This window comes from Vibrio sp. V31_P5A7T61, assembly GCF_009904895.1.
GTDB classification, from domain to species: Bacteria; Pseudomonadota; Gammaproteobacteria; order Enterobacterales; family Vibrionaceae; genus Vibrio; species Vibrio metschnikovii.
Genome location: NZ_WXWI01000060.1, coordinates 46,230 through 60,843, shown reverse-complemented (window position 1 = coordinate 60,843; position 14,614 = coordinate 46,230). Strand labels below are relative to the sequence as shown.

13 protein-coding genes are annotated in these 14,614 nt (G+C 44.2%); all 13 read right to left on the bottom strand.

The features are described 5' to 3' along the window. Positions 1-62: 62 nt before the first annotated feature. The 13 genes from atpE to dnaA all read right to left on the bottom strand — a co-directional run bounded on the left by atpE (position 63) and on the right by dnaA (position 14,167). A complete protein-coding gene (gene atpE / locus CAG58_RS14160; protein WP_443084099.1) occupies positions 63-293 on the bottom strand; it encodes a F0F1 ATP synthase subunit C in 231 nt (76 codons plus the stop codon). Between the two features lie 27 nt (positions 294-320). Next, complete coding sequence (gene atpB / locus CAG58_RS14155; protein WP_161425459.1) at positions 321-1,145, bottom strand: F0F1 ATP synthase subunit A; 825 nt, start codon at positions 1,143-1,145, stop codon at positions 321-323. Next, a complete protein-coding gene (locus CAG58_RS14150; protein ID WP_161425460.1) occupies positions 1,138-1,542 on the bottom strand; it encodes an ATP synthase subunit I in 405 nt (134 codons plus the stop codon). Before CAG58_RS14150 ends, atpB begins: the two co-directional genes overlap by 8 nt. 158 nt (positions 1,543-1,700) lie before the next feature. Beyond that, positions 1,701-2,594 (bottom strand): ParB/RepB/Spo0J family partition protein, encoded by an 894-nt coding sequence (locus tag CAG58_RS14145; RefSeq protein ID WP_158137551.1) that lies wholly within the window; start codon positions 2,592-2,594, stop codon positions 1,701-1,703. Between the two features lie 22 nt (positions 2,595-2,616). After that, positions 2,617-3,390 (bottom strand): ParA family protein, encoded by a 774-nt coding sequence (locus CAG58_RS14140; RefSeq protein WP_004397540.1) that lies wholly within the window; start codon positions 3,388-3,390, stop codon positions 2,617-2,619. Positions 3,391-3,404: 14 nt separating this feature from the next. After that, positions 3,405-4,037, bottom strand: a complete 633-nt coding sequence (rsmG, locus tag CAG58_RS14135; protein WP_154169703.1) for a 16S rRNA (guanine(527)-N(7))-methyltransferase RsmG — start codon at positions 4,035-4,037, stop codon at positions 3,405-3,407. After that, positions 4,037-5,932, bottom strand: coding sequence for a tRNA uridine-5-carboxymethylaminomethyl(34) synthesis enzyme MnmG (mnmG, locus tag CAG58_RS14130; protein WP_158137553.1), 1,896 nt, complete (start codon positions 5,930-5,932; stop codon positions 4,037-4,039). The genes rsmG and mnmG overlap by 1 nt, the downstream gene beginning before the upstream one ends. A 474-nt stretch (positions 5,933-6,406) precedes the next feature. Further along, positions 6,407-6,844: an Hsp20 family protein gene (locus CAG58_RS14125; protein ID WP_161425215.1), complete on the bottom strand. Its 438-nt coding sequence runs from the start codon at positions 6,842-6,844 to the stop codon at positions 6,407-6,409. Positions 6,845-7,249: 405 nt separating this feature from the next. Next, complete coding sequence (locus CAG58_RS14120; RefSeq protein WP_161425216.1) at positions 7,250-7,675, bottom strand: GreA/GreB family elongation factor; 426 nt, start codon at positions 7,673-7,675, stop codon at positions 7,250-7,252. 379 nt (positions 7,676-8,054) lie between these two features. Then, positions 8,055-10,472, bottom strand: coding sequence for a DNA topoisomerase (ATP-hydrolyzing) subunit B (gene gyrB / locus CAG58_RS14115; protein WP_154169693.1), 2,418 nt, complete (start codon positions 10,470-10,472; stop codon positions 8,055-8,057). A gap of 18 nt (positions 10,473-10,490) precedes the next feature. Continuing rightward, the gene (gene recF, locus CAG58_RS14110; protein ID WP_004397546.1) at positions 10,491-11,570 is read right to left on the bottom strand and encodes a DNA replication/repair protein RecF; all 1,080 of its coding nucleotides are present in this window, start codon (positions 11,568-11,570) and stop codon (positions 10,491-10,493) included. 21 nt (positions 11,571-11,591) lie between these two features. After that, positions 11,592-12,692, bottom strand: a complete 1,101-nt coding sequence (dnaN, locus tag CAG58_RS14105) for a DNA polymerase III subunit beta (protein ID WP_161425217.1) — start codon at positions 12,690-12,692, stop codon at positions 11,592-11,594. A 68-nt stretch (positions 12,693-12,760) separates the two neighbouring features. Beyond that, complete coding sequence (gene dnaA, locus CAG58_RS14100; protein WP_161425218.1) at positions 12,761-14,167, bottom strand: chromosomal replication initiator protein DnaA; 1,407 nt, start codon at positions 14,165-14,167, stop codon at positions 12,761-12,763. Positions 14,168-14,614 lie beyond the last annotated feature (447 nt).

Sequence of the window (14,614 nt, the reverse complement as noted above, 5' to 3'; positions counted from 1 at the left end):
TCCTTTATTTTGCTTCTGTTTACCCAATCATCTGTGCGTTTGGGTGACACAAAAAGGACTAGTTATGCAAACAACATGTACATAGAGATACCAACACCAATCATAGGTACCGCATCAAGCAGACCAGCAATAATAAACATGTTAGTTTGTAGTACAGGGGCCATCTCTGGTTGACGAGCAACCGATTCAAGGAATTTACCACCGAGGATAGCAAAACCAATACCGGTAGCTAAAGCACACATGCCTAGTAGTAGAGCAACAACGAAATAAGTTTCCATAATAAAAGTCTCCAGTTTTCTTGGGTTGTTTAAATTAAGAGTTTAATGAGAGTCATTACTTGCCATGCTGAGATAAACTATCGTCAACATCATAAAAATAAAGGCTTGCAGAGTAATAACCAAAATATGGAAGATGGCCCAAATGACATGCGCGACAACGCCTAAGCCACCAAGTACGAAACCAGCACCGTAAGTGATTGCGATCAAAACAAAGATCAGCTCACCTGCGTACATGTTACCGTACAGACGTAGCGAAAGGGATACCGGTTTTGCCAAAAAAGACACCGTCTCAAGAACTAAGTTGAAAGGAATCAACGCCCAATGGTTAATTGGATGTAGGGTAAATGCCTTAACAAACCCCTTAAATCCTTGGTATTTGATGTAGTAAGCAATTACCAATATCATGACCCCAATAGCCATCGCCAAGGTTATATTCAAGTTAACCGTAGGGAGAACTTTAAAATAATCAACACCTGCCAATGTCATTGCTGTAGGGACATAATCCACTGGTATTAAATCCATCAAATTCATCAGGAATATCCAGACGAAAATGGTTAATGCCAATGGTGCGACCAACTTATCCTTGCCATGAAAAGTTCCTTTGACTAAGCCGTCAACTTGCTCAATGAGCATTTCAACAAAGCATTGCCATTTACCAGGAACTCCCGTGGTTGCATTTTTCCCAACACGATAAAACAACCACAAAAACAGCACGCCTAGACCCACTGAAACCAATAATGCATCCCAGTTTAACGTCCAAAACCCAGCATCCGCACAGCCATAGTTTGTGGTGATGTTGCCATCAACCAAACAAACTTGAGCGCTTGTGAGGTGGTGCTGAATATATTCCTTCGGAGTATCAGCCATGGTGGTTCCCATTTTTTGCGGTAAGTAGTAAAGGTGCAAACCAGAAGACCAATATTGTCAGTTTATAACCTGACATCATGGCACCAGGGTGATGCACATCAGTGAGATTAAAAATCAGCACAAACATGATTACGGTTAACACCAGCTTTAAAGCCCACCCCATCATAATAAACCCGAGCATAACCGTACCGTCAGCATCTGGTTTTGGGAGAAAGGCAAACAGTGTATAGACATAGTTACCGATGAGGGCAATCGCTCCACCTTTTAAGATAAAACGCGCTTCATCGGGTCCCCAGTACATATACGTCACGCCTCCGATCAGCAACAAAAAAACCAGCTGAAGGTGAACAACTCGAAATGCCGCCTTAGCTTGCTGACTCTGTGTTGCTATAAACATCAAAAGCACCTGTTTTCTGTATTATTCGCCAAGTTACAGTACGTTAATAAAACATTGCAACTCGGTGAAAAAAGCTTCGAAATTATATATAGGTATCGTAAAAACTCAACTGAAAGCGGGTGAGCCAAGCCGCAGAAAATATATTCTATGACCGATTTTTATGATGCAATCGTATCTAATTGTTTCAATAGCTCGATCAATTGTTCTTGATTTGTAAAATCAATGGTTAAACGTCCTTTGCCATTGACTTGTAACTTTACCGCCATCTTTTTTTGTAATCGCTCAGCCAGTGCAGATAACTGCTGCTCAACCTCCGTAGCCAAGACGGGTGAAACTGGAGCCGCAGGAGCCTCACTAGACCAACGTTTAACTAAAGATTCAGCCTGACGTACCGTTAGTTGCTTGTCGACCATTACTTGTGCACAAGGCTGCTGTTGATCTACAGGTAACACCAGTAGGCTACGAGCATGACCCATTTCCAGTTGTTTACTTTCAACGAGACGCTTAACGGCATCATCCAACTGATTTAAACGCAGTAAGTTACTTACTGTGGTGCGCGATTTGCCGATCACATCCGCCACTTGCTGATGGGTTAACTTAAATTCATCTTGTAATCGTTCTAGTGCCTGAGCTTCTTCGATCGCATTCAGATCTTCACGCTGGATATTTTCGATCAACGCCATCGCGATCGCGGCACGATCATCGACCCGCTTGATCAAGCAAGGCACTTGTTTTAAACCCGCCTGCTTAGCGGCACGCCAACGGCGCTCACCCGCGATGATCTCAAAACCACCAAACTCAAGCGGCCTAACCACGATGGGTTGAATAATGCCTTGTGACTGAATAGAAAGAGCAAGCTCTTCCAGTGCTTCTGATGACATATCCTTACGAGGCTGATAAATGCCTGGTTTCAGGCTAGTAATCGATAACTCGATTAACTCACCATCGGTTGACATCGCTTGGCTGTGTGAAGCGGTTTGTTGCTTTTCCCTCGCCATAGAGCTGGTTGCCAGTAAAGCATCTAAGCCTTTTCCTAAACCACGTTTCGACATCTCAGAGCGTTCCTTTTCGGTATTATGCAGGGATTTCTTCGCGACGCAGCATTTCGCCCGCTAAAGCGAGGTAAGCTTTAGAACCCGCGGAATGCTTATCATAATACATGGCTGGTTTACCATGACTTGGGGCTTCAGCGAGCCGAACGTTACGTGGAATAACCGTGCGATACACTTTATTGCCAAAATGTTTTTTCAGCTGATCAGACACTTCATTTGCGAGTCGATTGCGTGGATCATACATGGTTCGTAATAATCCTTCGATCTTTAGATTCTCATTGACGACGGCGGCAAGTTTACTGATGGTGTCCATCAAAGCCGTTAACCCTTCTAACGCAAAATACTCACACTGCATGGGCACCAACACCGAATCGGCGGCAGCCATCGCATTGATTGTAAGTAGGTTTAAAGAAGGGGGGCAATCAATAAAGATGAAATCATAGTTATCGCGAACTAATGCCAACGCATTTTTCAAACGTACTTCTCGAGCAAACACTTCCATCAGCTTAATTTCGGCCGCGGTGACATCGCCATTCGCGGCAATCAAATCATAGTAACCCGACGTTTTTCTACACACCACTTGTTCAAATGGCGCTTCTTCGACAAGTAATTCATAAGCGGTGGCATCGACTTGGTATTTATCCACGCCACTGGCCATCGTTGCGTTGCCTTGCGGGTCAAGATCCACCACCAAAACTTTACGTTTTGTGGCCGCCATTGAAGCCGCTAAATTAATGCACGTTGTTGTTTTACCTACGCCACCTTTCTGGTTGGCGATCGCTACGATTTTGCCCACGGTATGCCTCGCTATTATCCCTTGCGCGATAAGATTACAAGATGACGCTCACCTTCCAACTCCGGAACTTTCAAAGCTTTGATGTCGATCACACTGCACCATTCAGGAAGAGAGTTTAGCTCTTCTTGCGGACGTTGCCCCTTTAAGGCTAAAAACACCCCCTGTTTAGCACAAGGTAAGTGATGACACCACTCTACCATATCTAACATGGAAGCAAAGGCACGACTGAGTACGCCATCAAAACCGTGCTCTGGCTTAAACTCTTCTACTCGACTTTGCAGTGCGGTGACATTATCGATTCTCAGCTCATGCAAAACTTGCTTAATAAATCGGATCCGCTTGCCTAAGCTATCGAGTAACACAAACTGTCTATCTGGGTTCATGATCGCCAAAGGAATCCCCGGCAATCCAGGCCCCGTACCTACATCAATAAAGCGTTGCCCCTGTAAATAGGGGCTGACCACAATACTATCGAGAATATGCTTAACCAACATTTCCTGTGGATCGCGTACAGAAGTTAGATTATACGCTTTATTCCACTTATTGAGTAACTCTACGTAACCGACCAGTTGCTCACGCTGCTGATCGGAAACGACCAAATCCGTTTGTGCAATCAATGCATCGAGTTTACTTCGTAATGGGTTCATTACGCAGCCTCTCCTTTTTTCAAGAGACCTTGCTTTTTCAGGTGTACTAATAAAATCGAGATAGCGGCAGGAGTTATCCCTGATATACGCGATGCAATCCCTAATGTTTCTGGCTTCGCCGCGTTTAATTTAAGTACAACTTCATTCGATAAGCCTTTGACTTGCTTATAATCTAAATCTGCTGGCAATTTGGTATGCTCATAGCGCAATGATTTTTCTATTTCATCTCGCTGACGCTGAATATAACCTTCGTATTTAACTTGAATCTCAACTTGTTCCGCCGCTTCACTATCTTCAATCGCTGGAGAAAACGTCGCGATAGACGTCACCTGTTGATAGCTCATTTCTGGACGACGCAACAAATCTTCCCCATTGGCTTCTCGCGAAATAGGGGTTTTCAATAATGCGTTCAACGCCTCAGCATCTGTAGACGTTGGATTAATCCAGGTTTCTTTTAAACGCTGGCGTTCTTGCTGCATATGCTCGACTTTTTGATTAAAACGAGCCCAACGTTGTTCACAAACTAAACCCAGTTGATAAGCTTTTTCTGTGAGACGGAGATCGGCGTTATCTTCGCGCAGCAACAAACGGTATTCAGCGCGAGAAGTGAACATACGATAAGGTTCTTTGGTGCCCATGGTTGAAAGATCATCGATCAATACGCCCATATAAGCTTGATCGCGGCGCGGGCTCCAACCTTCTTTATCTTGGCTATACAAGCTGGCATTCAAACCTGCCATCAAGCCTTGAGCGGCCGCTTCTTCATAGCCGGTGGTACCATTGATTTGCCCAGCAAAGAACAAGCCGTTAATAAACTTGGTCTCGTAAGTCTGTTTTAGATCTCTTGGGTCAAAGAAGTCATATTCAATCGCATAACCAGGTCGAACAATATGCGCATTTTCGAAGCCCTGCATCGAGCGCACAATTTGTACTTGGACATCAAACGGCAAACTGGTCGAGATACCATTAGGGTAAAGCTCGGTTGTTGTTAGTCCTTCAGGCTCAATAAAAATTTGGTGGCTGTTCTTATCTGCAAAGCGCATCACTTTATCTTCAATGGATGGGCAATAACGCGGACCAATCCCTTCGATAACTCCGGCATACATCGGGCTACGATCCAAGTTATTACGAATCACATCATGGGTTTTTTCATTGGTGTGGGTAATAAAACAAGGAATTTGACGTGGATGTTGCTCACGCTTGCCCATGAATGAAAAAACTGGCGTTGGATTATCGCCGTGTTGTGCTTCTAGCTGGGAGAAATCAACACTACGTGCATCAATTCGTGGCGGAGTACCCGTTTTTAAACGATCGACACGGAATGGCAGTTCACGTAAACGATGAGCCAAAGCGATCGAAGGAGGATCCCCAGCTCGACCGCCTGAAAAGTTTTCTAATCCTATATGGATCTTGCCACCAAGGAAAGTCCCTACCGTCAATACCACCGATTTAGCGTGAAACTTAAGGCCCATTTGCGTGACAACACCACGCACATGATCTTGTTCAACGATCAAGTCGTCGGCTGCCTGCTGAAACAGGGTTAAATTCGGCGTATTTTCTAATGCATGACGAACATAAGCTTTATAAAGTGCACGATCTGCCTGAGCTCGAGTCGCACGAACCGCTGGACCTTTAGAAGCATTTAAAGTTCTAAATTGAATACCTGCATGGTCAATGGCTTGTGCCATTAAACCACCCATCGCATCCACTTCTTTGACTAAGTGGCCTTTACCAATTCCGCCGATCGCGGGATTGCAGGACATCTGGCCTAAAGTATCGATATTATGAGTCAGAAGTAACGTACGCTGTCCTGTACGAGCGGCTGCGAGTGCGGCTTCCGTTCCTGCGTGACCGCCACCAACCACAATGACGTCAAATGTTTCGTGATAAAGCATGAACGACCTCAGGTATTTATTGAGATAGGGATAAACAAAAGAGACGTATTCTACCTTCTTTCCTAAGCAGAGAAAATCGCTTTTCGAGTTTTTTACTTCACGCGTTATTTAATAATATAAAGAAAGATCTATAGAGAGATCTTTTATTAGATCTATTATTACGCAAGATGATCTCTGTGGATAAGCGGGAAATGATCAACAAGATCATGATCATGTTAGCGATCAGATCATGTGTTCAGACACTGATCAAATCGCGTATTAGCTGGGATCAAAAAAAGGTTTTATGCACAGGCATAAAAAAGATCTTCAGTTTAAAAAGAATAACTATAGGTTAATCACCGTATAAAGACATACTTATCCACAAGTGTTCGGAGAGTCAACCAAGTGAATAGGGATAAAAAGTGATGGGTATGAAGAGTGAAAAACGTAAAAAAGCGGCCGAAGCCGCTTTTTTGTTGTTTCTGAGAGTAGGGATTACTGATTTTCTAATAGATGATGCTGATTAATGGCAATCTTACGCGGTTGCATAGCTTGTGGTATTTCTCGTTCTAAGTCGATATGCAATAAACCGTTTTCAAGCCCTGCTCCTATCACTTTTACGTAGTCCGCTAATTGGAATTTACGTTCAAAATTACGTTCAGCAATACCTTGATAGATATAGTTGCGGTTGTCTTCTTGCTGACGCTCACCACGAACAATTAAGGTATTTTCTTGTTGAGTAATATCGAGTTCTTGCTCGGCAAAGCCAGCAACCGCCATTGTGATACGGTATTTATTGTCTTCTTGTTGCTCGATATTATAAGGAGGATAACCCCCTTGAGTATTTTTGTTACTGTTTGCTTCCATCATATTTAATAGACGATCAAAGCCAATCGCGTTGCGGTATAAAGGAGTAAAATCGACAGTTCTCATAATGCTATCCTCTTAGTAAGCAATAGTCTTAACGAGTTTCGTTAAGGATGAGGCTTATTGTTAACAACTAAGCTCATCAAGATTAATGTTGATGGACGGGCTTACCTCAGTGAGCGTAACGCCAATCCAAGTTGAGGCCCTTGCGGCATCCTCTTCACTACTTTATATAAGGTCAGTCGTTGGACTTTCAAGAGTCGCGTATCGATTTTTTTTAAAAAAAAGCCTAATCGGATGATTAGGCTCAGGGAGAATCGATTAGCTAAGAAAACGTTACTTGGCGCGACTTTTACGTGCTTTTTCTACTCCGTTTTCTGAGGCTTTTTCTTGTTTCAATTTACGCTTTTCCTTTAAGCTTAATTGAGGTTTCTTCAGGTCTTTTTTACTCATGAGTGAGATCTCCTTCATTTACTGACAAAGTAAACAACCACATGGTACAGATGTACGTCGAGGTTGGTATGACTGACGGGTAACTTGGGTGATAACAAAAGAGTGTCGTTGGCCGAGCAGTAGCAGACTAATCACTTCTTGCTCAGTTCGGCCAAACAGTGCGGCTCCTAAGTAGGAATCGACCGCAATATAGCCCACGGTATGATCACAACGATGATCTGCAACCAGCTTGATTTTAAAAGGACTGTTGGTGGCTACATCCAATAGGTGTACGGTATCACCTAAGCGAATGCTGGTGGCTTGAGGGCAATGCGGGGTATTTTGCTGTTCTTGTCGCTCGAACAATTGAATGAGGAGCAAAGGGGATTGGTAGGTGATAAACCCACTGGTTAGCCACCACATGCGTAGCGTTTGTAGCCATGATCGATAAAAGCGGTAAAGCATAGTGATTTCTCCTCACTCCTGATAACAAGACAGCCGTTAAGTGTCTCCCGAGAGCAAGTTTGCTCTCGGTCTAAACCAGAAATGCCATCACTATTCCTCCTACAAACGTTATGTGATTCCCTGTCACGGCTAGTGACGATTGGGCTATATCATGAAGTCTGTTGACTATAGCGAGTTAAAAAAAGAAAGCAAAAGCGCTCGACCAGAGAAAATGGCGTTTTTAGTCATTAAAGGACAGAAAATGGTAAGGGTAAGATTGATACTAGGACTAAAGGCCAGTTTTATCGAAATAAGAGAATAAAATGGTTATTTTCGCTGTTTATATAAACAAAAACGCAGTGCCGAAGCACTGCGTGAGAGAACACGATGTTATGAAAAACTACACATCTAAGTTTGCTACTCTTAATGCGTTGTTCTCAATAAAGGCCCGACGAGGTTCTACTTGATCGCCCATCAATGTGGTAAATAGTTCATCAGCACCGACGGCATCTTCAATGGTGACTTGCATCATGCGACGTGACTCAGGATCCATGGTGGTTTCCCAAAGTTGATCTGGGTTCATTTCTCCCAAACCTTTATAACGTTGGATTGCTAAACCACGACGTGATTCTTTAATGAGCCAGTCAAGGGCGGCGGTGAAACTGGAAACCACTTGGGTACGCTCGCCACGTTGAATGTATGCCCCCTCTTCTAGAAGCCCATCGAGCGAGTCAAAAAGATCCGCTAATCGGTTGTATTCTTTAGAATTAAGTAAATCAACACTGAGTAGGTAATCGTACGTAACTCCATGGGTACGGACGATAATTTTCGGTGAATAAACACCGAGCTCTGGATTATGCTCAATCGCAAAGTGATACTGACTTGCACCGACTTCTTTGGCGTTCAATTGAGTGACCAAACGTTCGGTCCATGCTTCTACCGCACTGCTATCTTGGCATTGTTGCTCGGTTAAACGTGGCATATAGGTAAATTCATTGAGCATCGCCAGTGGATAACGGCGGCTCATTCTTTCCACTAATTTCATCGCTGCATTGTATTGCAGCACCAGTTTCTCGAGTGGTTCACCCGCTAACGCTGGCGCATCGGCATTCACATGCAAAGAGGCATTATCGAGCGCTAAAGCAATTTGATATTGCGTCATGGCATCTTCATCTTTGATGTACTGCTCTTGTTTGCCTTTTTTGACTTTATACAGCGGTGGCTGAGCAATATAGATGTAGCCACGTTCGATCAATTCTGGCATTTGACGATAGAAGAAGGTCAATAATAGTGTTCGGATGTGCGAACCATCGACGTCAGCATCGGTCATGATGATGATATTATGATAACGCAGTTTGTCTGGGTTGTATTCATCGCGGCCAATACCACAGCCCAGTGCGGTGATCAGCGTCGCCACCTCTTGTGACGAGAGCATTTTATCAAAACGCGCTTTTTCTACGTTAAGGATTTTACCTTTGAGCGGCAAAATGGCTTGATTCTTACGGTTGCGTCCCTGCTTTGCAGAGCCGCCCGCTGAATCTCCCTCGACAATATACAGTTCAGACAGTGCTGGATCTTTCTCTTGGCAATCAGCAAGTTTGCCTGGCAAGCCTGCAAGGTCGAGTGCGCCTTTACGACGCGTCATTTCACGCGCTTTACGTGCCGCTTCGCGAGCTCGAGCGGCATCAATAATTTTACTGCACACCATTTTCGCTTCAGAAGGATGCTCTGCTAAAAACTCATTGAGCTTTTCACCCATCGCTGATTCAACCGCTGCCTTCACTTCAGAAGAGACCAATTTGTCTTTGGTTTGGCTGGAGAACTTAGGATCGGGAACTTTAACAGAAACGACCGCTGTTAAGCCTTCACGAGCATCATCACCAGAGGTCGCGGTTTTGGCTTTTTTGCTGTAGCCTTCTTTTTCCATATAGGTGTTAAGCGTTCGAGTCAGTGCTGCACGGAATCCGGCTAAGTGAGTCCCGCCATCACGCTGTGGGATATTATTGGTAAAGCAGTAGATGTTTTCTTGGAAACCATCATTCCATTGCATAGCGACTTCAACGCTGGTGCCATCTTCACGGTCATGATTGAAGTGGAATACTTTGTCATGAATAGGCGTTTTATTGCGATTGAGGTGGGTAACGAACGCTCGAATTCCCCCTTCATACATAAAGTGATCGTGTTTATCCGCTTCACGCTCATCTTGTAGACGAATCGAGACACCTGAGTTTAAAAAAGACAGCTCACGCAGGCGTTTAGCTAGAATTTCATAATGGAATTCAATGTTGGTAAACGTCTCGGCACTCGGCCAAAAGCGCAGTGTAGTACCAGTACGTTCGGTATCACCAACCACCGCTAAGGGTGCTTGAGGTACGCCATGACGATAGGTTTGAGTGTGAACTTTGCCACCACGATAAATGGTTAACACGACTTTTTCAGATAACGCGTTGACGACAGAAACCCCAACGCCGTGCAAGCCACCGGATACTTTGTAGGAGTTATCATCAAACTTACCCCCAGCGTGCAATACGGTCATGATAACTTCTGCAGCAGAGACGTTTTCTTCGGTATGTAATTCCGTTGGGATACCACGGCCATCATCGCTGACCGATACCGAATTATCTTCATGAATTGTCACGACGATATCTTTACAGTGACCCGCTAACGCTTCATCTATTGAGTTATCCACCACCTCAAAAACCATGTGGTGAAGACCGGTGCCATCATCGGTGTCGCCGATGTACATTCCTGGACGCTTACGTACCGCGTCTAGACCCTTCAGTACCTTAATACTCGATGAATCGTAATTATTCGACATGAGTGACTCTCTCAGTAGTTATCCTTGCTCTATTGTGCCATGTTCGACATGAAACATCTTGCTATTCGGCTCGATCATGTCGGTGACTTGGCTTTCAGTAATAGAACTTACAAAAACTTGAGCCCCCGTCGCTTTTAAGCAGTCTGCTAGACGCTGACGACGTTGGCTATCGAGTTCGGAAGCAAAATCATCAATCAGATAAATGCATTGCTTCCCGGTCAGCTCGGTTAAATGTTGACCTTGTGCTACGCGCAGGGCGCAGACCATCAACTTAAGCTGGCCGCGTGATAGAACATCTTCTACAGGTGTTCCATTCACTTTTATTTTCAAATCCGCTTTGTTTGGACCGCTGAAGGTGTAACCCAACAATTGGTCACGGGCAAAGTTGTTTTGCAATATCTCTTTATAAGGCGTTTGTTTATCCCAACCTCGATAGTAGGTTAAGCTGATCGAAAATTCGGGTAAGAAGCTTTGGCACAATGCTTCGGCGACTTTTTTCATGTGCTCGACATAGATCTGACGCCATTGATCTATTTGCTCGGCAAGCTGAGCTAATTCTTGATCCCAGTAGCTGATCTCGCGATAGCTTTTGGCGGTTTTAAGCAACGCATTACGCTGTTTATTTAAGCGTTTAAATCGTCCCCAAGCATCAAAAAAAGCCGGTTGAGAATGAAAAACCCCCCAATCAATAAAGGCTCGACGCTGTTTCGGTCCATCGGTTAGTAGTTCAAATCCTTCAGGATGAATTAACTGCAATGGTAGGACTTGCGCCAGCTGAGCTAACTTTTGTCCTGATTGACCGCCTATTTTAACCTCTGTTGAGCCATCTCGCTGCTTATTAATGCCAATCGGTAGCTCAAATTGATCCGAGTTCAAAAAACGGCCATGAACAAACAGTTCTGAGCACTCATTTTGGATCACTCTGCCAGTTAATGAGCTCTTAAATGAGCGGCCATGACCCAATAAATAGATAGCTTCTAGTACACTGGTTTTACCGCTGCCATTTGGACCAATAAGAAAATTAAAGCCTGATGACAGGGTCATATCACAGGCTTTAATGTTACGAAACTGCTGAACGACTAAGCGCGTTAATGGCATGCTATGTTCTTTATCTGTCAATTAAAGACGGATTGGCATCACCACATACATGGCACTGTCGTCCTCAACGTTTTCGATTAATGCACTGGCATTCGCATCTGACATTGAGATGCGGACTTGGTCACAGCGCAAGGTATTGAGCACATCAATCACGTAACTGACGTTAAAACCAATCTCAATTGCCTCACCAGTAAAGCTCACATCGAGCATCTCTTCGGCTTCTTCTTGCTCTGGGTTATTGGCGGTAATGCGCATCGTTCCTTCAGCAAGGTTGACGCGCACGCCACGAAACTTTTCATTAGATAAAATCGCCGCGCGCGAGAAAGCTTGGCGTAATTCATCGCAGCCAGTGATTAGTGTCTTATTAGTATTTTGCGGTAAAACTCGGCGATAATCAGGGAAACGGCCGTCAACGAGCTTAGATGTAAAGACAAATTGGTTGACTTCTGCACGTAGATTTGACGCACCAATTTGCAACACAACCGGTTGTTCTGGTGCATCAAGTAGTTTTACGAGCTCTAAAATGCCTTTACGGGGAACGATAATTTGTTTGTTTGCCAACGCTTGAGAGACGGTCGTTTGAGCGACAGCCATACGATGGCCATCTGTTGCTACGGCACGTAAGGTCGACGCATCGATTTCAAACATCATTCCATTCAGATAATAACGCACATCTTGGTTAGCCATAGAAAACTGAGTTTTCTCAATCAGACCCCGTAATTCGGCTTGAGTGACAGTAATATCGATATCGCTCTGCCAATCTTCAATATTTGGGAAGTCATTGGCTGGTAAGGTTGCCAGTGAAAAACGGCTGCGACCTGAGCGAATCGAAATGCGGTCTCCTTCAAGCAGCACGGTGATCACCGCACTGTCTGGTAAACCTCGACAGATATCCAAAAATTTACGCGCTGGAACGGTAATACTGCCTGCTTCAAAGTCCCCTTCCAGGGTAACTCGACTGATCAATTCCACTTCTAAGTCGGTTGCGGTGATCGAGAGTTGGTTATCTTCAATCTTTAATAATAAATGACTTAGAATGGGTAACGCAGCTCGCCCACCTAATGTACCGGAGACCTGTTGCAGGGGTTTAATAAAGTGACTACGTTCAATGGTAAATTTCATAGTGAGATCTTAACCTAACAATATGGAATAAAACGGTACCTAATAAGCGTTCAATATAGCGTAAAAACTTATGAAGAAAGGGTACGAATTAAATTGGAATAATCTTCTTTTATGTCGTGACTTTCTTCACGCAATTGTTCGATTTTTCGGCAAGCATGCAGCACCGTAGTATGGTCTCTACCACCAAATGCATCGCCAATTTCTGGTAGGCTATGGTTGGTCAACTCTTTCGAAAGCGCCATGGCTAGCTGGCGAGGACGAGCCACCGAACGAGAGCGGCGTTTAGATAACAAATCAGCAACTTTGATTTTGTAGTATTCAGCAACGGTTTTTTGAATGTTATCAATCGTGACCAGCTTCTCTTGTAAAGCAAGCAGATCGCGGAGTGCTTCACGAACAAAATCAATCGTGATCGGTCGACCGGTAAAATTGGCATTGGCGATCACTCGGTTAAGTGCTCCTTCCAATTCACGCACATTAGAACGTAAGCGTTTAGCAATAAAGAATGCCACTTCATCAGGAAGATGAATTTGATGATCTTCCGCTTTGGTCATTAATATGGCTACGCGTGTTTCCAATTCCGGAGGCTCAATCGCAACGGTTAATCCCCACCCGAAACGAGACTTCAGACGATCTTCTACCCCGTTGATCTCTTTGGGATAACGATCCGATGTTAAAATGATCTGTTGATTCCCTTCAAGTAATGCGTTGAAGGTGTGGAAAAACTCTTCTTGAGAACGTTCTTTGTTGGCGAAAAATTGAATGTCATCGATCAATAAAGCATCGACGCTACGATAATAACGTTTAAATTCTTCAATCGCGTTATTTTGCAGCGCTTTAACCATATCTTGCACAAAACGCTCAGAGTGCATGTAGACCACTTTCGCATTGGGTTTGTTATCGACAATCGCATTACCCACCGCGTGCAATAGGTGAGTTTTACCTAAGCCGGTTCCCCCATATAAAAACAATGGGTTATAAGCTGCACCTGGGTTATCGGCCACTTGACGCGCGGCGGCAAGACCGAGTTGGTTCGATTTACCTTCAACAAAATTATTAAACTTATGCTTAGGGTTTACATTAGAGCGATGATTGATATCGCTAGCGGCAGAATCGTCATCCCATGTTTTATGAACCGGTCGGCGCTGAGCTAATTGCGCTGGGGCAGAGGATTCGGCAGCAACATCCGCTGCGGTTCGGATGGGGGCGGATGGAGCGGACGCAATTACTCGTCGACTGCCGACTTCAAACCGTAAACTGGGCGCATTGTGCCCGCAATGTTCTCTAAGTAACCTGTTGATATTGTTTATGTATTTATCACGTACCCAATCGAGCACAAAGCGGTTTGGGGCGAACAAAGTGAGAGTATTGTCATTGAGCTCCGCTTGTAACGGACGAACCCACATACTGAATTCTGTGGCTGGTAGCTCTTCTTGAAGCTGTTGCAAACACTGCAACCAAAGCGAAGATGACACGGTTCCCTCACTCTAAAATTAATGGCTAATAAAGAAGGTGATTCTACCTGTTGATAACTTAGATCGCCAGTGATTGATCGATAAACTCTTGAATAAGATCGAAGTTATACACAAGGTTCAGGGGATATTTACGAAGATCCTCACAGGGATCAAGCTAATTACCCCCATTATGATCCACATATACTAAGATCTTGCTAAGTTATCCCCAATAGTGATTTTTACTATCTTATTTTGTATTAATCGCCGATAAGCTATGGTTAACTCGGTATAAGATGTGCATCAGATGAGATATTGATCCGTCGTTGAGTCTGTGGAAAAAGCCAGATTAAGTAAAAAAGCGTGAAGATCGAGCGAGGATCCTTGAGATTTCATTGATACTCCGTATAATCGCCCGACCGGAAAGAATGGGGAGGTAAATGGCTTATTGAAAAATGAGTAACACTTCGC